At 70.6% G+C, this 23198-nt stretch carries 21 protein-coding genes and 1 riboswitch; of the genes, 8 read left to right on the top strand and 13 right to left on the bottom strand.

Annotation, left to right across the window (positions count from 1 at the left end; translation table 11 throughout):
* Positions 1-5: 5 nt before the first annotated feature.
* Entirely contained in the window at positions 6-977 is a 972-nt protein-coding gene (locus VGN50_RS04640) for a magnesium transporter CorA family protein (protein WP_327443501.1), read from the top strand.
* Positions 978-1455: 478 nt separating this feature from the next.
* On the opposite strand, the gene VGN50_RS04635 is transcribed toward VGN50_RS04640, so the two are convergent.
* The 6 genes from VGN50_RS04635 to VGN50_RS04610 form a co-directional block, all read right to left on the bottom strand.
* A complete protein-coding gene (locus VGN50_RS04635) occupies positions 1456-3114 on the bottom strand; it encodes an RNA polymerase sigma factor (protein WP_327443534.1) in 1659 nt (552 codons plus the stop codon).
* Between the two features lie 213 nt (positions 3115-3327).
* Positions 3328-3729, bottom strand: coding sequence for a universal stress protein (locus VGN50_RS04630; RefSeq protein WP_327443499.1), 402 nt, complete (start codon positions 3727-3729; stop codon positions 3328-3330).
* Between the two features lie 70 nt (positions 3730-3799).
* Entirely contained in the window at positions 3800-4957 is a 1158-nt protein-coding gene (gene metX, locus VGN50_RS04625) for a homoserine O-acetyltransferase MetX (RefSeq protein WP_327443498.1), read from the bottom strand.
* Positions 4958-4969: 12 nt separating this feature from the next.
* A riboswitch (SAM riboswitch) is annotated at positions 4970-5089 on the bottom strand.
* Positions 5090-5118: 29 nt separating this feature from the next.
* The gene (locus VGN50_RS04620) at positions 5119-6318 is read right to left on the bottom strand and encodes a DUF4192 domain-containing protein (RefSeq protein ID WP_327443497.1); all 1200 of its coding nucleotides are present in this window, start codon (positions 6316-6318) and stop codon (positions 5119-5121) included.
* A gap of 155 nt (positions 6319-6473) precedes the next feature.
* Complete coding sequence (locus VGN50_RS04615) at positions 6474-6830, bottom strand: YkvA family protein (protein WP_327443494.1); 357 nt, start codon at positions 6828-6830, stop codon at positions 6474-6476.
* Positions 6831-6924: 94 nt separating this feature from the next.
* A complete protein-coding gene (locus tag VGN50_RS04610; RefSeq protein ID WP_327443493.1) occupies positions 6925-7674 on the bottom strand; it encodes an EcsC family protein in 750 nt (249 codons plus the stop codon).
* A gap of 70 nt (positions 7675-7744) precedes the next feature.
* On the opposite strand from VGN50_RS04610, the gene VGN50_RS04605 reads away from it, so the two are divergent.
* From VGN50_RS04605 to VGN50_RS04590, 4 genes are read left to right on the top strand one after another with little or no spacing between them, the layout of a single operon-like run.
* Positions 7745-8689 carry a sulfurtransferase gene (locus VGN50_RS04605; RefSeq protein WP_327443491.1) on the top strand — a complete coding sequence of 315 codons (945 nt, stop codon included), beginning with the start codon at positions 7745-7747 and terminating at the stop codon, positions 8687-8689.
* Complete coding sequence (locus tag VGN50_RS04600; protein WP_327443489.1) at positions 8686-9180, top strand: SufE family protein; 495 nt, start codon at positions 8686-8688, stop codon at positions 9178-9180. Before VGN50_RS04605 ends, VGN50_RS04600 begins: the two co-directional genes overlap by 4 nt.
* 48 nt (positions 9181-9228) lie before the next feature.
* Positions 9229-10944 (top strand): DNA polymerase, encoded by a 1716-nt coding sequence (locus tag VGN50_RS04595; RefSeq protein ID WP_327443488.1) that lies wholly within the window; start codon positions 9229-9231, stop codon positions 10942-10944.
* A gap of 54 nt (positions 10945-10998) precedes the next feature.
* A complete protein-coding gene (locus tag VGN50_RS04590) occupies positions 10999-11799 on the top strand; it encodes a DUF1206 domain-containing protein (protein WP_327443487.1) in 801 nt (266 codons plus the stop codon).
* A gap of 86 nt (positions 11800-11885) precedes the next feature.
* Here the strand turns inward: VGN50_RS04590 and VGN50_RS04585 are convergent, their stop codons facing one another.
* Entirely contained in the window at positions 11886-12818 is a 933-nt protein-coding gene (locus tag VGN50_RS04585; protein ID WP_327443486.1) for a PAC2 family protein, read from the bottom strand.
* A gap of 151 nt (positions 12819-12969) precedes the next feature.
* Between VGN50_RS04585 and VGN50_RS04580 the strand changes: the two genes are divergently transcribed.
* Both VGN50_RS04580 and VGN50_RS04575 read left to right on the top strand, forming a co-directional pair.
* On the top strand, positions 12970-13599 hold the full coding sequence (locus VGN50_RS04580; RefSeq protein ID WP_327443485.1) for a TetR/AcrR family transcriptional regulator: 630 nt from the start codon (positions 12970-12972) through the stop codon (positions 13597-13599).
* Between the two features lie 104 nt (positions 13600-13703).
* Positions 13704-15260 carry an MFS transporter gene (locus tag VGN50_RS04575; RefSeq protein ID WP_327443484.1) on the top strand — a complete coding sequence of 519 codons (1557 nt, stop codon included), beginning with the start codon at positions 13704-13706 and terminating at the stop codon, positions 15258-15260.
* An 11-nt stretch (positions 15261-15271) separates the two neighbouring features.
* Here the strand turns inward: VGN50_RS04575 and hrpA are convergent, their stop codons facing one another.
* Entirely contained in the window at positions 15272-19075 is a 3804-nt protein-coding gene (gene hrpA, locus VGN50_RS04570) for an ATP-dependent RNA helicase HrpA (RefSeq protein ID WP_327443483.1), read from the bottom strand.
* Between the two features lie 242 nt (positions 19076-19317).
* Between hrpA and VGN50_RS04565 the strand changes: the two genes are divergently transcribed.
* Positions 19318-19707 carry a nitroreductase family deazaflavin-dependent oxidoreductase gene (locus VGN50_RS04565; RefSeq protein ID WP_414694557.1) on the top strand — a complete coding sequence of 130 codons (390 nt, stop codon included), beginning with the start codon at positions 19318-19320 and terminating at the stop codon, positions 19705-19707.
* A gap of 20 nt (positions 19708-19727) precedes the next feature.
* Here the strand turns inward: VGN50_RS04565 and VGN50_RS04560 are convergent, their stop codons facing one another.
* From VGN50_RS04560 to VGN50_RS04540, 5 genes are all read right to left on the bottom strand, one after another.
* On the bottom strand, positions 19728-20159 hold the full coding sequence (locus tag VGN50_RS04560; RefSeq protein WP_327443481.1) for a hypothetical protein: 432 nt from the start codon (positions 20157-20159) through the stop codon (positions 19728-19730).
* Positions 20152-20517, bottom strand: a complete 366-nt coding sequence (locus VGN50_RS04555; protein ID WP_327443480.1) for a hypothetical protein — start codon at positions 20515-20517, stop codon at positions 20152-20154. Before VGN50_RS04555 ends, VGN50_RS04560 begins: the two co-directional genes overlap by 8 nt.
* A gap of 24 nt (positions 20518-20541) precedes the next feature.
* Positions 20542-21930: a hypothetical protein gene (locus VGN50_RS04550; RefSeq protein WP_327443479.1), complete on the bottom strand. Its 1389-nt coding sequence runs from the start codon at positions 21928-21930 to the stop codon at positions 20542-20544.
* 62 nt (positions 21931-21992) lie between these two features.
* The gene (locus VGN50_RS04545; RefSeq protein ID WP_327443478.1) at positions 21993-22430 is read right to left on the bottom strand and encodes a hypothetical protein; all 438 of its coding nucleotides are present in this window, start codon (positions 22428-22430) and stop codon (positions 21993-21995) included.
* 72 nt (positions 22431-22502) lie between these two features.
* A partial coding sequence (locus tag VGN50_RS04540) for a hypothetical protein (RefSeq protein WP_327443477.1) occupies positions 22503-23198 on the bottom strand: 696 nt, incomplete at its 5' end.

Raw genomic sequence — 23198 nt, 5'->3', positions numbered from 1 at the left:
CTGGTATGGCTCACACCCGCTGCTACCTCAACGGGGTCCTCACCGATCACGAGTTCGACGTGCACCGGCTGTCCGAGCACCTGGAGGAGCCCGGTGCCGTGGTCTGGGTCGACCTCTGCGCTCCCGACATCGACGAGCTGGAGCTGGTTGCCGAGGAGCTGGGGCTGCATGCCCTGGCGGTCGAGGACGCGGTCCATCCCCATCAGCGCCCCAAGCTCGACCGCTACCCGGACCACAGCTTCCTGTCCGCGTATGCCGTGCGCCTGGACAGCGACACCGGCGAGCTGGTCACGAGCGAGGTCGCAGCCTTCCTCACCCGGCGGGCCCTGGTGACCGTGCGCAAGGACGACTCCTTCGACATCGACGCGGTCGTGCAGCGCTGGGACTCCAGCGCCGACCTCGCCAAGCATGGCGTGGCCTTCCTGGTGCACGGGCTGCTCGACTACGTGGTCGATGGCCACTTCGAGGCCGTCCAAGCCCTCGACGAGCAGATCGAGGCGCTCGAGGACCAGCTCTTCGTCCCGTCCGCCCGACAGGCGGACGTGCAGCGCCGCTCGTTCGAGCTACGTCGCAGCCTGGTGATGCTGCGGCGAGTCGTCCTGCCGATGCGAGAGGTGGTCAACACGCTGCTGCGCCGGGACCTCGACCTCGTCGACGACCCCATGGCGCCGTACTTCCAAGACGTCTACGACCACGTCCTGCGCGCCACCGAGTGGACTGAGAGCCTGCGCGACCTCGTCACCAGCATTCTGGAGACCAACCTGACCATCCAGGGCAACCGGCTCAACATCATCACCAAGAAGGTCACGAGCTGGGCGGCGATCATCGCCGTCCCGACGGCCATCACCGGCTTCTACGGTCAGAACCTGCCCTATCCGGGGTTCGGTACCCACTACGGGTTCGACGTCTCGACAGCCAGCATCGTCGTCTTCTCCGCCGTGCTGTACGTGCTCTTCAAGCGCAAGGACTGGCTCTAGGGCCGCTCAGTCGGGCCTGCCCACCACCACGTCGTCGACGAGGACGCCGTCCCACCCGGTCGGCGACGAGCAGAGCGGGCCCCGCAGTCCCGAGCACCCCGAGCACCCCGAGCACCCCGAGCACCCCGAGCACAGTGAGTCGGAGAGGAAGTGCACCCGCACCTGCACGGTCCCGCCCGGGGAGGTGAACGGCACGGCATACCGGGTCCAGCCGGGCGCGTCCGCGTTCTTGCCGAAGGTGCCGACCGCACCCAGCGTCGGGGCCGGGGACCAACCGGTCGCCCAGGGTCAGGGTGACCGGCGCCTCCGCTGAGCCGACAGTTCGCGCTGCTGGGTCGGCTGACAGCTCGCCGCTCGACCCAGCGCAGTTCGGCTCTGCTCCGCGCTCACCCGGGCGGGAGGCCGGCGCGCCATCGACGATTCCGACATCGCCGCGAACCCGCCTGTCGTGCGTCAAGGCCGGATGTCGCGGTAGGACTCAGTCCAGGTAGTCGCGCAGCACCTGGCTGCGCGAGGGGTGCCGCAGCTTGCTCATGGTCTTGGACTCGATCTGGCGGATCCGCTCGCGCGTCACGCCGTAGACCTTGCCGATCTCGTCGAGCGTCTTAGGCTGGCCGTCGGTGAGCCCGAAGCGCATCGAGACCACGCCGGCCTCGCGCTCGGAGAGCGTGTCGAGCACGGAGTGCAGCTGCTCCTGCAGGAGCGTGAAGCTCACCGCGTCGGCCGGCACCACAGCCTCGGAGTCCTCGATGAGGTCACCGAACTCGCTGTCGCCGTCCTCACCCAGAGGGGTGTGCAGCGAGATCGGCTCACGGCCGTACTTCTGCACCTCGACGACCTTCTCAGGGGTCATGTCGAGCTCCTTGGCGAGCTCCTCGGGGGTGGGCTCGCGACCCAGGTCCTGGAGCATCTGGCGCTGCACACGGGCCAGCTTGTTGATGACCTCGACCATGTGCACAGGGATGCGGATCGTGCGCGCCTGGTCGGCCATGGCCCGGGTGATGGCCTGGCGGATCCACCATGTCGCGTAGGTGGAGAACTTGTAGCCCTTGGTGTAGTCGAACTTCTCGACCGCACGGATGAGCCCGAGGTTGCCCTCCTGGATCAGGTCCAGGAAGAGCATCCCGCGACCGGTGTAGCGCTTGGCCAGCGAGACGACGAGGCGCAGGTTGGCCTCGAGCAGATGGTTCTTGGCCTTCTTGCCGTCCTGGGCGATCCACCACAGCTCGCGCTTGAGCTTCATGTCGATCTTGTCGCCGGAGTTCAGGCGCTCCTCGGCGAACAGGCCGGCCTCGATGCGCTTGGCGAGCTCGACCTCCTGCTCGGCGTTGAGCAGGGCCACCTTGCCGATCTGCTTCAGGTAGTCCTTGACCGGGTCGGCGGTGGCTCCGGCGGTGACGACCTGCTGGACGGGCGCGTCCTCTTCGTCATCGTCGCGCAGGACGAAGCCGGAGCCCTCGTCCTCCTCGTCGTCGGACTTCTTGTCCGTCTCGACCTCGGTGTCCTCGAGCTCGGACTCGACGATGTCCGCGGGCTCGAGGTTCTCGAGCGCCTCTTCGGCCTCAGTGCCTGCGGCTTCGCTGGCGTCGCCCGACGTCTTCGCGGTCGTGGTGGCGCCGCCGGCCTTGGCGGCCGGCTTCTTGCGAGGGGCGCCGTCGCCCGCTGCCGCGTCGGCCGCGGCCTTGGTGGTCGCGGCCTTGACGGGCGTGGACTTGGTGGTCGCCGCCTTGACGGGCGTGGACTTGGTCGCGGTGGACTTGGTCGCGGCCGCCTTCGTCGTCGCCGCCTTGGTCGTCGCGGCCTTCTTGGCGGAGGGCTTCGTGGCGCTGCTCGCCGGCTTGGCGGCCGCCTTCTTGGCGGAGGCGGTGGTGGTCTTGCGCGTGGCGGTGGCGGCGACCGCCCGGCTTGCCGTCGCGGTGTCGAGGGTCACCGTGATCCCCTGCTCGTCCAGCGAGCGCAGCACGGCCTTCATCCGCTTGGGGGCAACCTCAGCGCCCTCGAGCGCCGCCCGCAGCTGGGTGCTGTCGACGGAGCCGTTGGTACGGCCCTGCTTGAGCAGCGTCTGCAGGGCGGGGTGGCTGAACTCCTGGGGCAGCGAGGAGGCTGCTCCCTCGGGGCTCGAAGCCTTCTTTGACACAGGCGACACGGATGACCTTTCGTCGCGGACTCGCGGCACGGCGCATGCCGTCGCAGGCACACGGAGATGCCTTGTACAACACATGCGGGAGCGGAAGTATTCACTCGGCCAGTCGGGCGGGGCACCCTGCTGAACCTCTCGACAGACATTGTAAAACGAGATGCTCCGGAAACACGCATCGGCGCCGGATTCGGGCTCCTCAGGAGGGCGAGCTCAGGCCTCGGCCTTCACTGCGAGGACGGGACACGACGCGTCCAGGAGAATGCGCTGGGCGTTGCTGCCCAGGATGAGCTTGCCGACGGGGGTGCGTCGACGCAGCCCGATGACGATGAAGTCGGCGTGCTCCTCCTCTGCGACCGCGATCAGGTCCTCGGCCGGCTCGTTGCCCCGCACGAGCTGACGCACCTCGTGCTCCAGCCCCTCTTCGTCGAGCTGACCCTGGATCCGGGACAGCTCGGCCTCGAACCGATGCGCCTCCTCGCCGTCGAAGTCCCGGCCACCACGCTGGGAGTTGATGACGATGAGCTTGGACTTACGGAGCAGCGACTCGTCCGCAGCGCGGCGCAGCGCGGCACGTCCTTCCCGCGTAGGGACATAGCCCACCACGATCGCCACGGGGAACCTCCTTGTTCGTCGACGGCGCGGCAGCAGCCGCACGGGGCCGACGCTACCGGATATCCCGTGGTCAGGCAGGCGCCACGAGCACCGCCTCGACGAGGGCTCCGACCTGGTCGAGCTCGATGAGGAAGCCGTCATGGCCGTACTCGGAACGAACGGTGTGCAACGTCGCCGCCGGAGCGCTCGCCACGATCTCCTCGGAGAGCCGCGGAGGGTAGAGGCGGTCGGAGTCGACGGCCACGACAACGAGCTCGGCGCTGACCCGGGCCAGCGCGCGCTCGACGCCCCCCCGACCGCGCCCGATGTCATGGGAGTTCATCGCTTCGGTCAGCACGACGTAGGAGTTGGCGTCGAAGCGACCGCTGAGCTTGCCCGCGTGGTGGTCGAGGTAGGACTCGACCGCGTAGCGCCCGCGGCCCCCGAGCGGGTCCTCGCTGCCCTGGGCGTCGCGCCCGAACCGCGTGTGCAGCTCAAGCTCGCTGCGGTAGGTCACGTGGGCGATGCGCCGGGCGATCCCGAGCCCGTCCTCGGGCCCCTGCGGGGCCTCGTAGTAGTCCCCGCCGAGGAAGTGCGGGTCGGAGCGGATCGCGAGCAGCTGCGCCTGGCACCAGGCGATCTGCTCCGCCGTGGCGTATGCCGTGCTGGCCAGCACCAGAGCCGTCTGCACCCGGTCGGGATGGGTCACCGCCCACTCGAGGGCTCGCATGCCACCCATAGACCCCCCGAGGACCATCCGCCAACGCTCGATCCCGAGCGCATCGGCGAGCAACGCCTCGGTCTGGACCTGGTCACGCACAGTGACGAACGGGAAGCGGCTCCCCCAGGCCGAGCCGTCCGGCGCCGAGGAGGCAGGACCCGTCGTGCCCTGACAGCCACCCAGGACGTTGGCGGCGACGACGAAGAAGCGATCGGTGTCGAGCGGTCGACCAGGCCCGACCAGCCCGTCCCACCAGCCCGGCGTCCGGTGGCCCGGACCGGCGGGCCCCGTGACGTGGCTGTCGCCGGTCAGCGCGTGCTCGACGAGGATCGCGTTGTCACGCTGGGCATTGAGCCGGCCCCAGGTCTCGTAGGCGACTCGGACGTCGGGCAGCACGCCGCCGCGCTCGAGCTCGACGGCGCCGACCTGGACGAACTGGCGTGAGCCGGCTGGGTCACCGTCACGCCAGGCATGAGTGGTCGGCGACGGGTCATGGGTCGTCGCCGGCGGGCGGGAGGTGGTCGTCATCGGCACTCCTGGACTTCGCGCTTGCCGGCTGAGTCCACGGCGCTCAGCACGGCCGGGTCATCACCCGGGGCACCCCACCGCGAGGAGGGTTGCCGCCCAGCGAGCCGGGGCTCCGCGCTGGGACTCATGACCTGGCTGCATCATACGAGGAGCCCAGGTGGTCATCGGTCCGCGTCCGGAAACTGGACGGCCCGCAGGTGTCGGCGTGGCGGCGGAGCCATGCCCAGGGCGCTCGGGCGCAGGCCCAGGTCCACCAGCTGCTCGACCAACCCCGCGAGCCGGTAGTGCGGGGCGTCCGCGAGCGCCCGGTCGAGTGCGACTCGGGCCAGGGTGCCCTGGCCGTGATACCACGCCACGTAGGCGAGAACCGTCGACAGAGGTGCCGCCTCGCCGTCCGGAACCGCCCTCACCAACCCCTCGAGACGCGTCAGCAGTGCTTTGCCCGTCACCGCACCGTCATCGCCCAGCGCGGGCGCCACAGGGGCGTCGGAAATGGGCCCGAGCGTCGACTCCAGCGCGTCGACGAGGTCCTCGTCCAGATCGCTGGGGGGTAGGAACCCCGGACAGAGCCACGCCAGCAGGCCGTCGCGCAGGTGCACGTCCCGCAGGCTGCGGACGAGCTCGGCGACCTCGGCCGGCCCAACTATCCGCACCCGCGCGGACGATCTGGCCAAGCGGTCGCCTGAGAGGGGGGCCTCGTCGCCGCCGCGAGACGTCCCCAGGCCGAGCACGTCGGCCCAGACGGACAACGCTGCCAACCGGCGTGCAAGCTCACTGAGGTCACTTCCTCGCCGGTCGGCGCCGAGGAACGCGCTGCCCGGAGCGGGCGCCCCTGGTCTGCGCAGCTCGGCGGCCACGGCCTCGCTGAGCGCAGGGTCCGCCCGCACCGCCTCCGCCAGATCGGCACGACGGCCCCGCGGGACCATGCCCAGACGCACGAAGTCGGCGACCGCAGGAGTCGAGGCGGGCTCGGGCAACGGTTGCCACCCGGGCGGACAGCAGGTGCTCCCGCAGTCCAGGCTCGACCACCGGTCGGCTCGCACCAGCAAGCGGTGCACGACCGACACACCCTGCTCGGAAAGGGCGCTGTCGAGCGCATCGAGCACCGGCCTGGCGCTGCGGTCGGCCGACTCGAAGCCGAGCAGCAGCACGGCGTCGAAGTCCGACCGTAGGACCGGCAGGACCAGGGAACCTGCAGCCTCGAGGACAGCGCTCGGCGGCGGTAGGTCCAGGCGCTCGACGAGGCCCACGACCCCCTCGCTCAGGGCCAGCACGACCACGCTCTCCTCGGGGTGGTAGCCCAGCTGGTACGGCAGGGAGGCGAGCACATCGGCCGGCCCGCGGAGTCGGATCGCTGTCATGATCCGAGCCTCGCGGGCGGGGCCGACCCTCAGGGTCCGACGACGACCCAGCCTGTGAATCGCCCGACGAACCCCATGCGTCGGTGGAGGCATAGGCCGACATCAGGTGCGATGACGGGCCCGCCCTACGTGACGACCCGCTACGAGACGACCTGTTACGACACGACCTCGCCGGGAACGGCGCGTGACGCGCGCTCCCATTGCAGGAAGGCCTCAGTCTCGTTGACCAAGGTCGCCGCGACCCACGAGGCGATCACGGCGTCGTCGGCGAACCCGATCAGCGGCAGGACCGCGTCGGTCATGAAGTCCAGCGGGGAGACGAGATAGGCGACCGCACCCACCACGAGCAGCAAGCGGCCCCGCGAGGCCCCGGCATACTCGCCGGTCACGGTGGCTCGGAGGAGGCGGGGCAGGCTACCGAGGCGTTCGCCGACGCCGGCCGAACCCGGACGGGTGGCGGTACGCAACGCAGTGGCCACGGTGCGTACCGCACCGAGACGGATGAGGGCCATGGTCGAACTCCTTGACGTCGTTTGCTCGCGGTGACGGGCTCCTGGGCGGCCCGAACACGGTTCCAACGACGCGGCGGTCCCCCGCATTCCCCCCTCAGGCGTGACCGTTCAGCCGCGGCGGGAACTCGTGCCTGGCGTGGTCGGCTATCCGGTTGAGCAGGTACCCGTCCAGACCGGCCCCGATCACGCCGCCGATCACGGGGACACCCTTGCCGAACCGCGTCAGCGTCTTCTTACCGGCCGTCGCCACGAGCCGGAACCCGACGGCCTTGTTCACGACCATGAGGACCGGGCCGGGCAGCCGCTGGGCGGCGAGGTTGGACAGCCGGCTCATGGGCACGACGCCGGCCTTCTTGAGCAGGTCGTCGGCGTCCGCCCCGACGAGGGTCAGCAGGACCGCCGAGCGGATCTCGGGCTGCTTGATGTCGTAGCCCCGCAGGCTTGCGATGGACGCGACCATGCGGGTCGCGACGACGTAGAACTCGAGCACGTTGGCGGGCAGCGCCACCGGCAGGGTGATGAAGCCGCCGAGGCCGGTGACGAACCCGCCCGCCGCGGCGAGCCTGAGGTGGGCGCGCACGACCGCGTGGATCGCCTCCTCGGCATCCGGCTTCTCGGCGCGCTTGACGTCCGCGACCTTCTGGGCGGAGTCGAACGGCCCCTTGCCGTCGATCCCGGCATCGAGCAGGCCCTCGACCAGTCCAGCGACGGCGCCCGAGAACATGCCGCCGTCGGAGCCGCCCTCACGGGCCCGCTCCAGGGCCGACCCAGGCTCCCCGACCTGCTGTCCGGCCTGCTCAGCGGCCTGGTCGGCGTCGTCCTTGCCCGTTCCGAGAAAACCCACGAACCCTCCTCGATCGATGTCCGGCCATCCTGCCACGGGCCCGGCTGACCAGCGGGTTTAGCCTGGACGCATGTCCCAGCCGAGCACCCCCGCCACCGCGACCACCACCGCGACCACCACCGCAGCCAGCACCTCGCCCAGCACCGACCCCTTCGCCGAGTACGCCCACCCCGAGCGCCTCGTCACCACCGACTGGCTGGCCGAGCAGATCGCCGCCGGCGCGGTGGGTTCGAGCTCGCCGGACCGGCTCGTGCTGCTGGAGTCCGACGAGGACGTCCTGCTCTACGACACCGGCCACATCCCCGGCGCCCTCAAGCTCGACTGGCACCAGGACCTCAACGACCACGTGATGCGCGACTATGTCGACGCCGAGCAGTTCGCCCGTGTCATGTCCGAGCGCGGCGTCGACCGCGACACCACGGTCGTCATCTACGGCGACAAGAACAACTGGTGGGCCGCCTACGCGCTGTGGGTCCTGACCCTCTTCGGGCACGAGGATGTCCGGCTGCTCGACGGCGGCCGCGGCAAGTGGGTGGCCGAGGGACGCGAGCTCACCAAGGAGGTGCCGCAGGCTCCGCAGGCGGCATACCCCGTCGTGGAGCGCCACGACGCGCCGATCCGGGCCTTCAAGGACGACGTCCTGGCCCACCTCGGGGGCCAGCTCGTCGACGTGCGGTCGCCGGGCGAGTACACCGGCGAGCTGCTGCACATGCCCGACTACCCCCAGGAGGGGGCGATGCGCGGCGGGCACATCCCCGGCGCCAGGTCGGTCCCGTGGGCCCGCGCGGCGAACGACGACGGCACCTTCAAGTCCCGCGCTGACCTCGAGGCCATCTACCAGCAGGAGCAGGGCCTGTCCCCCGACGCCGCGACGGTGGCCTACTGCCGCATCGGCGAGCGCTCCTCGCACACCTGGTTCGTGCTGACCCACCTGCTCGGCTTCGGCGACGTCCGCAACTACGACGGCTCGTGGACCGAGTGGGGCAACGCCGTGCGAGTGCCGGTGGAGCGGTGAGCGACGCCTCGCCCCTCCCCTCGTCGCTGCAGGAGATCGCCGACGACTTCGCCGAGCTGCCCGTGCCGCAGCGGCTCGAGCTGCTCCTGGAGTTCAGCGAGGGTCTGCCCGAGCTGCCCGAGAGGTATGCCGGGTCGCTGGACTCCATGGAGCAGGTACACGAGTGCCAGTCGCCCCTGTTCCTCGTCGTCGAGGTGGGCGACGACGTGGACGGGGCTGACGAGGCCGGGGCCGGCGAGGACGGGGCCGGCGAGGACCGGCCGGTGCACCTCTTCTTCTCCGCGCCCCCGGAGGCCCCGACCACCCGCGGCTTCGCGGGCATCCTGCACGAGGGCCTCGACGGGCTCACCGTCCGCGAGGTGCTCGCCGTCCCGGACGACGCCCCCTACCGGTTCGCCCTCGGTGAGGCGGTCTCGCCGCTGCGCCTGCGGGGCATGGTCGGGATGCTCAGCCGAATCAAGCGGCAGACGGCTCTCAAAGCGCGGGTCTGACCAGGTCGGTCCTCGGCTGTCAGGGCCTCCTGCCACGATGGCCCTGACATGCCTGACCTAGCCCCCCACCTCGCGTTCGTCACCTCCCCTGACGGTCGCGCGGCGATCGTCGGCGCAGCGAAAGGCGACGCCGCCCCGGTCTCCGAGTGCGGTCCGACACCCCACATGGTTGCCCGTGCCGCCGAGCTGGACCGCTCGGGGGCTGTCCGGTGGGCGTGGTGGGCCGCGGCCGTGGACGCCGCGCCCTTGGCCGCGGCCGGCATTCCCGTCGCGCGCTGCTGGGATGTCGCCGAGGCTCACCGGATCCTCGTCGGCGGCTGGCAGGCCGGCCCTGCGCTCGCCTGGTCCGCCGCCCACGGGCTCGACCGGTCCGGCATGCCGGCCGAGGTGCGGGGCGACCTGTTCGACGACTTCTCCAGCGACCTCCCCGGCGCGGGCACGGAGGTGGTGCGCAGCGACGGCTACCTGCGACCCGACGCCGGTCAGCCAGAGTGGCGCCCGGACGACTCGACCCTGCTCGCCTGGGGTCGCGCGGCGCTGACCTGCGCCACGGCGCAGGCAGACCTGCTGGCGCAGCGGGGGCCCCGGGCCGTCGGGCTCGCCCACTCCGAGTCCGCCGCCGCGTTCCTGTGTGTCGAGCTCGGTCGCGACGGTCTGCCCATCGACCGGGAGGCGGCGGCACGGCTGATCGCCGAGTCGGCCGGCCCCCGGCCGACCTCCGAGGCGGACGCCCGTGAGATCCGCGCGGCCCGGGACGCGCGGGTGCTGCATCTCGTCCCAGGTCACGAGGGCGCCGACCTGCGCAACCCGGCTCAGGTCAAGGAGCTGCTGTCCTCCGTGGGCGTGGTCGTCCCCCACACCCGCAAGTGGGTCCTCGAGCCGTTCCGCGCCACCCATCCGGTCGTTGCGGCCTTGCTCGAGTGGCGCAAGGCCGAGCGCATCGCGACCACCTACGGCTACCCGTGGCTCGACACGCACGTCGGCCCCGACGACCGCCTGCGGGGTGGCTGGACAGCCTGCGACGGGGCGGCCGGCCGGATGACCGCACAGAACGGCCTGCACAACCTGCCCGCCGAGATGCGCTACGCCGTGGCGGCCCAGCCGGGCCACGTCTTCGTCCGTGCCGACCTCGGCCAGATCGAGCCCCGCGTCCTGGCTGTCGTCTCCGGCGACGAGGCGTTCGCTGCGGCCACGCGCGCCGACGACCTCTACGCGCCCGTCGCGGCCCGGCTCGGCGTCGACCGGCCCGTCGCCAAGGTGGCCGTGCTCGCCGCCATGTACGGCCAGCGCAGCGGTGCCGCCGGCGAGGCCCTCAAAGGTCTCGAGCACGCCTACCCAGTCGCCATGGCCTACCTCGACCGCGCGTATGCCGCGGGCCTGAGACGAGAACCGCTGCGCACCTTCGGCGGGCGGGTGATCCCCCTCGACGCGATCCTGGCAGACGTGCCGGTGGAGGGCGCCGCGGCATACGACGCGGCGCGCGGTCGTTTCGCGCGCAACGCCGTGATCCAGGGGTCGGCGGCCGAGCTCTTCAAGGCGTGGGCTGCCACCGTGCGCGCCACCACGCGGGATCTCGGCGCCCAGATCGTGCTGTGCCTGCACGACGAGCTACTCGTGCACGTGCCGGCCGAGCAGGCAGAGGAGACCCGCCGCAGGCTGCTGGTGGCGCTCGACGACAGTGCCAGACGGTGGAGTGGCACCACGGCGGTGCGGTTCGTGGCGGACGCGTCGGTGATCCACCGCTGGTCCGAGGCAAAGGGCTGAAAGGGCTGCACCGAACGGCGTTCCGGGCCGTGCGGCGCATGGTTAGGTGTCCCTGTGGACACCTATGACGTGAAGCACGCGGCCTCGAGCGCCTCGGACCATCCCGCCCTCGAGAGTGCCGCCCGCGTCGGATATGCCGTCAGCGGCCTGCTCCACCTGCTGATCGGGTGGATCGCCCTGCAGGTGGCCTTCGGGAGCCCCACCCAGAGCGCGGACCAGAGCGGAGCGCTCGGTTCGCTGGCCCAGAACGGCCTCGGCAAGGTGCTCCTGTGGATCGCGGTAGCCGGGTTCCTCGGTCTCGCCCTCTGGCAGGCCGTCGACGCGGTCGCGGGGCACCCCGGAGGGGGCAGGGACGCTTGGGGTGGCCGGGCGAAGGCGACGGGCAAGGCGGTCGTCTACCTGGCCCTCGCCTGGTCGTCCTTCACCTTCGCTCGTGGCGGGGTGTCCAGCAGCAAGCGCCAGAGTGTCGACTTCACCGCCAGCCTGCTCAGCAAGCCCGGGGGCCGCGTCCTGGTGGTGGCCGTCGGCCTGGCCATCATCGTCGTCGGGGTCTACCACGTGGTGAAGGGCTGGGCGAAGAAGTTCCTGCGCGACCTGGAGGACCACCCGGGCCTGTGGGCGACTCGGGCCGGCCGGGTCGGCTACATCGCCAAGGGGGTGGCGCTGGCGATCGTCGGCATCCTGTTCTGCGGCGCGGGGCTGCGCAGCCAGCCCTCGGAGGCGACCGGCCTCGACGGGGCGCTGCGCACGCTGCGCGGCGAGCCGTTCGGCACGGTCCTGCTGATCGTCATGGCGCTGGGGTTCGCGGCCTACGGCCTCTACAGCTTCGCGCGCGCCAGGCACGCGAAGGTCTGAGCCCCCTGACCTGCTAGCCCGCCAGCCACCAGCCGGCCGGGGCTGGGCCTGGGCCTTGGGCTGGGACCGGCGGCTCCGCCAGTGGCTCAGCCACGCGGCGTCTCCGGCCCGCCGTCGTCGTTGACCTCGCGCAGGAACTGCTCGAACTCCGCGCCGATCTCGTCGGCCGACGGCAGCTCGCTGACGTCCGTGGCGAGCAGGCTGGGCTTCTGGCGACCCTCGATGAACGTGTCGTACTGGCGCTCGAGGGCGGCGATCACCTGCGAGACCTCCTCCGAACCCTCGACCTCGCGGGCGATCTCGGCCCGGTTGAGGCCGGCCTGCGCGACCAGGTCGTCGATGGGGAGGTTGAGTCCCGTGGCGGCGGTGATGGCGTTGAGGGCGGTCACCGCACCATCGGCGAACTCCGCCTGCGCGAGGTAGTGGGGCACGTGGATCGCGAAGCCGACGGCGTCGTGACCACTCTCGCCGAGGCGCAGCTCGATCAGCGCGGCGAGGCTGCCAGGCACCTCCACACGGCCGAACGGGTTCTCCTGCGGCGGGATCAGCCGGGGGTCCGTCGCGTGGGCCGTCATGCCGATGGGTCGCGTATGGGGCACCGCCATCGGTATGCCGTGGGCACTGACGACCAAATCCACCCCAAGCAGGGTGACCAGCTGGCGCACCGCCTCGGCGACCCGCTCCCACTGGAAGTCGGGCTCGGGCCCGGTGAGCAGGAAGTAGGGCGTCCCGTCACGGTCGACGATCCGGTGCAGGGCCAGGCACGGGTCGTCGTAGCTCTCCCAGCGGCTGGCGTCGAAGACCATCATCGGACGCCTGCTGCGGTAGTCGATCAGCTGGTCGGCGTCGAACGAGGCCACCACCGTGGACTCCCCGGTGGCCAGCAGGTGGTCGGTGAGGATGCGCTGCGTCTGGCCGGCATCCATGAACCCGCCGAGCGCGACGAGCATGACCGAGGCGCGCAGCTCCTGCGGGTCGGTGTCGGTCTCGAAGTGGTAGAGCTCGGACGGGTTCTGCACGGTCACTCCAAAGTCAGCGGCGGATGTCTCGTGAAGGTGCAACGCCTCAGCCTGTCACGGGATTCCGGAGGTGTTTGCCAAAACGGCAGGGTGTGATCTAGCGTTTGATGGAACGAAACAGTTTCGTTTCGTCCAGCACCCAGGAGGCACCGTGACCCCCGCCCGCACCGCCGCGCCGACCGACGAGGCCGGTCGCTCCCGTCCCCGCGTCGAGGGCGACCGCGAGCGAGAGATCCTGGCGTGCACCCTCGAGTGCCTCGTCGAGCTCGGCTACGACCGCCTCACCTTCGACGCCGTGGCCGCCGGCGCCAAGGCGTCCAAGGCCACCCTCTACCGCCGGTGGCCCAGCAAGGTCGACCTCGTCGTCGAGGCGCTGCAGCTCATGATGGGCGTCGAGGCCGACCGCTACCCCGACACCGGGTCACTGCGCGGTGACCTCATCGCCCAGGCCTGCGCCAAGGGCGGCCTCGCGGACGACAAGCCGCTGCGCATCTTCGCGTCGGTGCTCAACGCCTCGCAGCGCGACCCGGAGTTCCACGAGGCGCTGATGACACGGCTGATCCAGCCCAAGATGGCTGCGGCTCGCACGGTGTTCGACGCGGCGCAGCAGCGGGGCGAGATCGGCCCGGACGCAGACCTCGACCTGCTCGTCAGGCTGCTGCCGGCGCTCAGCATGCACGAGGCCATGCTGACCGGCGCACATCCCTCGGCCGACCGCCTCGTCACCCTCGTGGACGACGTGGTCCTTCCCGCCTGCGCGCACACGGTGGCGACCGGCTGACCCCGTTCCCTCCGTACCCCCGCTCTCCTCCACCCCTTACCCCTCCCCAGCGGTCAATGTCGACCGCTGCCACGCGCTCCACCACTCCCACCGAAGGATCCGTCATGTCGTCATCTGCCGTGCTCGAGCCTGTCTCGACACCCGAACCCCCCGCCACCAGACGCGCTCGCGGCCCCCAGCGGCTCGGTATCGCACTCACCGTGATCAGCGCCGCGCAGCTCATGGTCGTCCTCGACGGCACCATCGTGAACATCGCGATGCCGCACATCATGACCGACCTGGGGTTCACCCAGGAGAACCTCTCGTGGGTCGTCACGGCCTACACCCTCGCCTTCGGCGGGCTGCTCCTGCTCGGTGGCCGCCTCGGCGACCGCTTCGGTCGCCGCCGCGTGTTCCTCAGCGGCGTGCTGCTGTTCGCCACCGCCTCGCTGCTCGGCGGGCTCGCCCAGAGCGAAGGGATGCTCCTCGGGGCGCGCGCCCTGCAGGGCGTCGGCGCCGCACTCGCCTCGCCCAGCGCGCTGGCGCTCATCACCACCACCTTCCCCTCCGGCCCGGCCCGCAACCGCGCCATGGGCGTGTATGCCGCGATGTCCGGGGCCGGCGCGGCCGTGGGCCTCATCCTGGGTGGCGCCCTCACCGAGGTGAACTGGCGCTGGACGATGTTCATCAACGTCCCGATCGGCATCCTGGTCGCCATCCTGGCGCCGCGCTTCCTCAACGAGTCCGAGCCCGGCAAGGGCCGGATCGACATCCCCGGCGCGGTCCTCGGCAGCCTCGGCCTGGCCTCACTGGTCTACGGCCTCACCAACGCGGCAAGCCACTCCTGGACCTCCACGACCACAGTGGTCACTCTCGTCGCCGGCGTCGTCCTGCTCGCCGCGTTCGTCGCCGTCGAGGCCCGTTCCCCGCACGCCTTGCTGCCCCTGCGCATCCTGGCGGACCGGACCCGGGGCACCTCGTTCACGGTCATGCTCATCGTCGGCGCTGCGATGTTCGCGATGTTCTACTTCCTTGGCCTCTACATCCAGCAGGTCCTCGGCTACTCGCCGCTGAAGTCCGGCTTCGCCTTCCTGCCGTTCAGCTTCGGCATCGTCGTGGCCGCGCAGGTCGCCTCCGCCCTCATGACCCGGGTGGACCCGCGGTGGATCGCCGGCACCGGCACGCTGCTCGCCGCGCTGGGCATGTTCGGGTTCTCACGGCTGGGCGTCGACAGCTCCTACGTCGGCGGACTGCTCCCCTGGATCGTCACCCTTGCCTTCGGCATGGGCCTGACCTTCGTCCCGATGACGCTCACGGCGGTGGCCGGGGTCGCCAAGGAGGACTCGGGGATCGCCTCCGCTGTGCTCAACACGATGCAGCAGGTGGGCGGCGCGCTCGGCCTGGCCACGCTCAGCACGGTCTTCGCCAACGGCGCCAGGGACCGCGGTCACGAGCTCGGCGCAGCCCTGCAGGCCAAGGCGGCCTCCGGCGCTTTCACGCCCGGACGGCTCCAGGCCGCCCAGCACCACATCGCGCTCCAGGCCCAGACCTTCGGCTCGGCCCACGCCTACCTCGTTGCCGGGTTCATGATCCTGGGCGGCTCGCTGGTGACGCTGCTGTTCCTCAACGTCAAGCACGAGGCCCTTGCCACCGAGGGCCACGAGAACGTCCACCTCGCCTGAGGCTGACCGCCTCAACCCCGGGTGAGCGCCGCGATCGCGGCGCTCACCCGCTTCTCTGACACCGGGTATGCCGTGCCGAGCGCGTTCGCGAACAGGCTCACCCTCAGCTCCTCCACCATCCAGGCGACGTCGCGCACCGCGGTCGAGCGTCTCTCGACCGGGGGCAGCGAGTCGAGCAGGTCGGCATAGGCCGTCTCGACCCGGTCGACCACCTCCTGGCTGACCGCGTCGCGGGCCAGGGCCGCCGGCGAGAAGGGCGCCTTCTCCAGGCGCTGCACCATGGCGCGCAGGTAGCGGCGCAGGTGCGGGAGCTGCGTGAGGCCCGTGTCGGCGACGAAGCCTGGATAGACCAGGCTGGACAGCTGCGCCCGCACATCCGCCACCAGCGGCCCGGCGGCCGGTGCGGTCAACCGGTCGAGGGCCAGACGCACCGCGCGGGCGGCCGCGAGCACAGCCTCCACCTGCTCGACGACCAGGAGCACACGGGCCGCACTATGCGTCCGCACCGCCGCGAGGACCTCCTCGAAGGCCTCCGAGTCGCGAACCTGTCCGGCCACACGCTCGGCGACGACGGAGTCCACTGCGGCAGCCAGCGCGTCGTCGAGCAGAGCAGGCACCGAGCCGTGGGGGTTGTCACCCAGGGCGAGCTTCTGCGCGTTGGTCAGCCGCGCCAGCACGCGCTTCCACGGTGCGCTGGTGTTGAGCAGCAGCAGACGGCGAACGCCGAGAGCCGTGGCCGCCTCGGCCTCGCGCTCGCCCGCCATCACCACGAGGTCGACCGCGTCCCCGCGGTCGACGAGGGCGGGGAACCCCTGCACCAGATGCCCACCAGACTCCGACTCGAAGCTGGGCGGTAGGACGCCGAAGTCCCACTGGCGCATGCCCTTTCGCTCGATGGAGGCACCCGCTCGCGACATCCGCCGCTGCACCTGGCCCGCGAGCCGCTCCTGGAGGTCTCGCAGCTCCTTTCCCGCACCCAGCACGCGGCCCGACCCGTCCTCGACGCTGAAGGTGACCCGCAGATGGTCTGGGACACGGTCGGCCGCGAACTGTTCTGGCGGCACCTGCACGCCCGTCTGTGCCCGCAGGGCGCGCGACAGCTCGTCCGCCAGTCGCCGGTGGCCGCCCGGCCGCGCGTCGGCCAGAGCGCGCGTGGCATGGTCGGGTGCAGGGACCAGGTGCACGCGAGTCGCCTTGGGCAGGGACCGAAGCAACGCGGTGGCTAGGTCCTGTCTCAGGCCAGGGACCTGCCAGTCGAAGCCCTCGTCGACCACCTGGTTGAGCACCTGCACGGGGATGTGCACGGTGACGCCGTCCGCGGCAGCACCAGGCTCGAACTGGTAGGTGACGGCCAGCTCCAAGCCGCCCTGCTGCCACGTCTTCGGGTAGTCCGTCGCGGACACCCCACCGGCGCTGTCCCGGGTGAGCAGCTCCTCGGTGAAGGTCAGCAGCGTGGGCTGGTCGCGCCGCGCCCCTCGCCACCACCGGTCGAAGTGGCGCTGCGAGACGACGTCTGCAGGGATGCGTGCGTCGAAGAACGCGACCAGGTCCTCGTCGTCCACCACGATGTCGCGCCGCCGAGCCCGCTCCTCCAGGTCCGAAAGACGTTGCAGCAGCGCGTTGTTCGCCTTGACGAACTCGTGATGGGTGTCCCAGTCACCCTCGACGAGCGCGTGACGGATGAACAGGTCGCGCGCCTCCTCGGGGTTGACCCGGGCGTACTGGACGGTCCGGGCAGCGACCAGCGGGACGCCATACAGCGTGACCCGTTCGGTGGCGACGACCGAGCCCTGCTTGCGCGACCATCTCGGCTCCGAGTAAGACCGCTTGACCAGATGGGCGCCCAGCCGCTCGGCCCACACCGGGTCGATCCGGGCGTTCGTCCGGGCCCACAGCCGGGTGGTCTCGACGAGCTCGGCAGACATGACCCAGGCCGGCTGGCGCCGAAAGAGGGTCGACCCCGGAGAGATGCCGAACCGGGCACCGCGAGCTCCGAGGTAGTCCCGCTTCGCCTCGTCGCGGAGCCCGATCTGCGACAACAGGCCGGCCAGCAGCGCCTGGTGGATCACGTCCGCGTCCGGCCCCTCGCCTCGCGCGGCGGTGGCCCGCCTCGGGTCGATCCCCAGGTCCTGACAGGCCCTGCGCATCTGGCTGTGGAGGTCCTGCCATTCGCGCACGCGCAGGTAGTGCAGGAACTCGTTCCGGCACAGACGGCGAAACGCGCTGTGGGACAGGGACTTCTGCTGGTCCCTGAGATAGGCCCAGAGGTTGAGCAGCGACATGAAGTCGGAGTGCTCGTCGCGGAACCGGGCATGCGCCTGGTCGGCCTGGGTCTGCTTGTCGGCGGGCCGCTCGCGAGGGTCCTGCATCGACAGGGCGGCCACGATGACCAGCACCTCGCTGGTGCAGCCGAGCCGGTCCGCCTCGAGCAGCATGCGGCCCAGGCGCGGGTCCAGGGGCAGCCGTGCCAGAGACTTCCCGTATGCCGTGAGCGTGCGTGCCGACCCACGCCCAGAGGGTCGCTCCGCCAGGTCGAACGCCTGGAGCTCCTCCAGGAGCCGCACACCGTCGGCCACCTGACGCGGGTCTGGTGGGTCGACGAAGGGGAAGGCCCCGACATCGCCGAGACCGAGCGAGGTCATCTGGAGGATGACCGAGGCCAGGCTGGTCCGCTGGATCTCGGGATCGGTGAACTCCGGGCGGGACTCGTAGTCCTCCTCGGAGTACAGCCGGATGCAGATGCCGTCTGCCAGCCGACCACAGCGCCCGGCCCGCTGGTTCGCGCTGGCCTGTGAGATCGGCTCGATCGGCAGTCTCTGGACCTTGGTCCGCTGGCTGTAGCGCGAGATCCGAGCGGTGCCGGCATCCACGACGTAGCGGATACCGGGCACCGTCAGAGAGGTCTCGGCGACGTTGGTGGACACGACGATCCGTCGCCCAGACGGCCTGCCGAACACGCGATGCTGCTCCGCGGCCGACAGTCGCGCGTACAGCGGAAGCACTTCGGTCTGCGGGAGGCCCATGCCCTGTAGGGCCTCGGCGGTGTCGCGGATCTCGCGCTCCCCGGACAGGAACACGAGGATGTCGTGGCCGGTTCCATCGGCCGGTCGCTCGGTCCAGAGCTCCTCGACGGCCTCACAGACGGCGGTGACCTGGTCGCGCTCCTGGTCGGCCGGACGGTCGGGGTCCACGAGCGGCCGGTATCGCACCTCAACGGGATAGGTGCGACCCGACACCTCGATGATCGGTGCGGGCCGGCCCGCGCCGTCGGCAAAGTGCTGGGCGAACCGCTCGGGGTCGATCGTCGCCGAGGTGATGATGACCTTCAGGTCGGGCCGGCGCGGCAGCAGCTGCTTCAGGTAGCCCAGGATGAAGTCGATGTTGAGGGACCGCTCGTGCGCCTCGTCGATGATGATCGTGTCGTACGCACGCAGCATCCGGTCGCGCTGCAGCTCGGCCAGCAAGATGCCGTCCGTCATGACCTTGACGAGGGTGCGGTCGCTCGACTGGTCGGTGAACCGCACCTGGTAGCCGATCACCTCGCCGAGCTCCACCCCGAGCTCGTCCGCGATGCGCTCGGCGACCGACCGGGCCGCGATCCGGCGCGGCTGGGTGTGACCGATGAGGCCCTCGCGCCCCCGGCCCAGCTCAAGACAGATCTTCGGCAGCTGGGTGGTCTTCCCCGAGCCCGTCTCACCCGCGATGACGACCACCTGATGGTCACGGATGGCCGCGGCGATGTCGTCCTTGCGGGCGACGACCGGCAGGTCCTCCGGGTAGCTCAGGTCCGGCAGCGGAGCGTCGCGGCGCGGCATACGCCTCGGCGGTGCACTCCCCCGGCGCCGACGGGGACCCCGCCCACTCTTGGCCCCCTGGTTGGTTGCCCCCTGGTTGGTTGCCCCCTGGTTGGTGGCCCCCTGGCTCCGGGCAGCAGGAGGCTGCTGCGAACCGGCGGAGGACATGTCGGCAGCATACGTTCGGCATAAACGTGGGGGCTCGAGGTGTTGGCCCACATATGACCATTACCGGTGAATATGTTCCGAGCACCAGCGACTGGGTGCGCGACCAGGTCGAGAAGATCGAAGAGACCGGCACGACCCGGTCCGTGCAGATCATGGACCGCCCGGTCGTGATGCTGACGATGCTGGGCGTCTCGGGCAAAGTGCGCAAGGTGCCGCTCATGCGCGTCGAGCACGACGGGCTCTATGCCGCCGTCGCGAGCAAGGGCGGGGCACCCGAGCACCCGAAGTGGTACGCGAACGTCCGCAAGAACCCCGTGCTGGACCTCCAGGACGACGACCGGACCTGGACCGTGCGCGCACGCGAGCTCTCCGGCGCGGAGCGGGACGAGTGGTGGGAGCGGTGCGTGGCCGCCTACCCGCCCTACGCGGAGTACCAGACCAAGACCGAGCGGCTCATCCCCGTCTTCGTGCTCGAGCCGGTCTGAACAGACCGCGTCCGAGCCCCTCAGGCGTTGACCGTGCGCGCCACGTGACGCAGCCAGAGCAGCCCAAGCATGGGCAGGACCAGGGGGACGAACCCGTAGCCGGAACCGAAGTGCGACCAGACCGTCTTGTCGGGGAAGGCACTCGGCGCGAGGTATGACGCCAGCCCCACGGCCAGGACCCCCACCATCTCGACGGAGATGGCCACCAGCGCCACTCGCCGTGAGGTCAAGTCACCACGCGCCAGCGCTGCCGTGGCGACCAGATAGATGACCGCGGCAACCGCTGACAGCACGTACGCCAGCGGAGCGCGTGAGAAGTACTCGGAGATCTGCAGGATCGAGCGGCCGGTCGCAGCGAGCGCCAGCAGGCCGTAGAGCGAGATGAGCACGATCCCCGGGCCTGAGCGGGTCGGGCGCGTGGACGGCGAGGTGTCCGGCGAAGTGTCAGCCACGGAGGCTCCAGATCTGTTGGAGGCGAGCAGTCATGACTGCCGTCGCGAACGCGCCGACCGCCACGACCACCATCGCCCAGCGGGTTTTCTCCTTGAGCGCCAGGAAGACAGCGGCGGGCGGCACGAAGGGCAGCGTGATGGCGTATGCCGCGAACGTCGCCTTCTCGGCGCCACCTCCAGGCACCCCACCGAGGTGGGCCACGGTGACGACGAGCTGCACGAGGAGGGCGACCTCGAGCAGGGCAGCCGCGCCGAGGACACGGTCGTCCAGCAGACGGTTGCGCGCGGCATACCAGCCGGCGATGAGCAGTAGCGCGACGGCCAGGACCAGGACCACCACTGTGAGGGGGTAGAGCACGGCGGGAAGCCTACGCGAGCCGGGTCACGGACGAGGCGAGCCGGTGACACCGCTCATAGACGCCTGGCCGTCGGCGTGAGCCGTCGCGGGAGGGACGCGGTGTGACGCAGTGGGATTGGCCGGGTGAGCGCTGGCGGCTCGACCTTTTGCTGGCCGGGCGACACCAGCTGTCGGCTTCGCCGCAGGGGTCCTCGACACAGAGCTGGTCGACGTGGGCTTCGATGTGTGGGCCGACTTGGCTTTGCCCGACTGGGTCTTGCCCGACTGGGTCTTGGCGGCCTGGTTCCCGTGGGTTGCGGCGTCGCGTGGTGGCGGGGTTCCTGCGCCCGACCGACGCGCCGTGGCCGCCGGCAGCAGCACAGCGCCGACTCTCGCAGTGGGGTGGGGCGCGGTGGCCCGGGCTCCCGCACCGGAGAACGGTCGCCGTGCACCGGAGGAGGCTTGCCCGGATGGCGAGGGGCCGAGGTGGGCCGGCGTGGTGACCGCTGGTGCGCCGATCGCGTTGTGCATCACCTGCTGGAGCGCTGGTGGCAGGACGCCTACGTACGCCGCTGCGGAGAGCGCACCGACCGACATGGCGGACGCCGAGACGGCCGCGATGCAGAGCATGGCCATGCGCGAGCGCACGACCGTCGGCGGCTTGCCGGTGTGGGGGTGAAGGGTAAGCGTGTGAGCAGCATGCGGGTTACGGGTAATGGGCTTAGGGGTATTGGGCTTGCGGGTCTGCGGGCCAGGCCGGACTGCCAGCACGCGCGTGGAGCCGTGGATCGACGACGAAAAGTTGCGTCCTCTGAACGCCGTCAGCGCGATCCGTTGGTCGGCCAGCTCCTCAGGCAGCGCTGGCGCCGCCAGGGACCAGGCAAGCAGCTCGCGCTCTGCGCCGAGGCGTTCGACGGCTCGGTCCTCGGACCGGCGGACGGCCACCACGTCACTGCCGACCAGCTCGGCGACCCTGGCCACAGGCAGCTCGCCCACCAACCGCAACATCAGAATCTCTCCCTGGCCGAGAGGCAGGTCTCGAATCGCCGCAATGGTGTCGTTGAGCCCCCGTAGCTCGGCGGGCTCGACCTGCGGGACGGCTGACCGATCCTCTCCGCCACCGCGGTGCCCTCCGGAACGGCTCGGGCGATGGGTCCGCGTACCTCGTCCGTGGGACGCGGCGTCCTCGTCGACGCACCCGCGGGCGAGTCCCAGCACCCAGCCATGCCAAGCGATCTCGTCACCGGAGAAGGACGACAGGTCGCGAATGGCGCCGACCCACGCGTGCCGTGCGGACTCGCGCGGGTCGGTGACGCCCGCGACGCGCAGGTAGCGGGTCAGCATTGGGTTGGCATCGCGCCAAAGTCGCACGAAGGCCGCTTCGTTCCCCACCTGCGCCTCGCGGAGAGTGTGGTCGAACTCCGCTCTCAGCACACGTCCAGTATCGCGAGAATCTCGTCGATTTCATGCGTTCCCCAAAGATCTGCTACCGCGGCTCAGCCCGGCTGGGCTGCCTCGCTCAACGGCTCGGGCATGGCCTCGACTCCCTGGGGGGTGGCGAGATAGAAGCCCAGCAAACGGACCCCATGCCGGCTGCATGCCTCGATCGTGCACTGGTGCCACTCACGGTCGCGGTCGGTGGGCACGAGGCTGCGGCTGCGGCCTCGACCGACGAGCACAGCTCCGTGGTCCTCACCCACCATCGGCAGCAGCAGGTCGAGCAGGTCACGAAGTGCTGTCGCATCGGCAGAGTCGGAGATGTCACTCACGACGACAGGCTGCACCCCGCGGTCGAGGCTGTCGCACACCATGAGGGCCACGCTGCCGCCGTGGCGAACCTCGAGTCCGAGCACCAGGTCGATGACGTCGGCCTGAACGACCGGGTCGGTCAAGGGGAGGCTGAGGAGGTCGTCGGGAAGGTCATCGAAGCTCATACAGAGATCCTGGCAAGGGCGCTGGTGCTCACCGCGGAGTTATCCCCAGCTGAGGTGGGCCCGCGAGAGCGTTCATCTCACGTAGAGCCTCGCTTCGGCGGTCCTGACCTGCAGCCTCTGTGACGTACCGCGGACGCGAACGTCACCAGGGATGTCGACCCAGGTGCCACCAGCGACCCGGAACTGGCCGGCATAGGTCACGTCTGCCCGGACGAGGACGTCACCGCCCCGGTCGTAGGTATGCGTGACGTCTCCGTCGGGAAACGGTCCGCCGGTCCGGGTGGTCGGGCCCTCGGACTGCCCGTCGCCGTAGAGATAGGTGACGTCGCGCAGCAGCGGCCTGATCTCGACGTTGAAGCCCAGCAGATGCGCCGGGTCGGGGTGGTCGACCTCGCCCGGCCCGAATCCCTCGCTGGGCCAGGTGAGCTCGAAGTAGGTCGGCAGGGTGACCAGGGTGACGTTGCCCTTCGGCTGGATCCGCAACGACGGCAGCGCGAAACGAGTGTCGTGGAACGCGGCGACGATCTGGGCCATGCCGAGCGTCGGCTTGCCGGGGACGTGCTGGGGGAAGCAGGTCACGCCGACCTGGACCCAGGGACCCGATGGGGCCGCATCCGATGCCGGCGTGCGACGGAACACCTTCACGCTCGGGCCAAGCCCTTGCGCTGGGGTGTTGCCCGCGCAGGCGGCCATGGCGGGTTGGCAGAAGCTGTCGGCATTCGCGGAGCCAGGGGCGTTGCCGGGGCAGTTCGCGACCGAGGCGTATTC

This window comes from Pedococcus sp., assembly GCF_036000045.1.
Lineage (GTDB): Bacteria > Actinomycetota > Actinomycetes > Actinomycetales > Dermatophilaceae > Pedococcus.
This window is presented reverse-complemented; position numbering and strand designations above follow the sequence as displayed.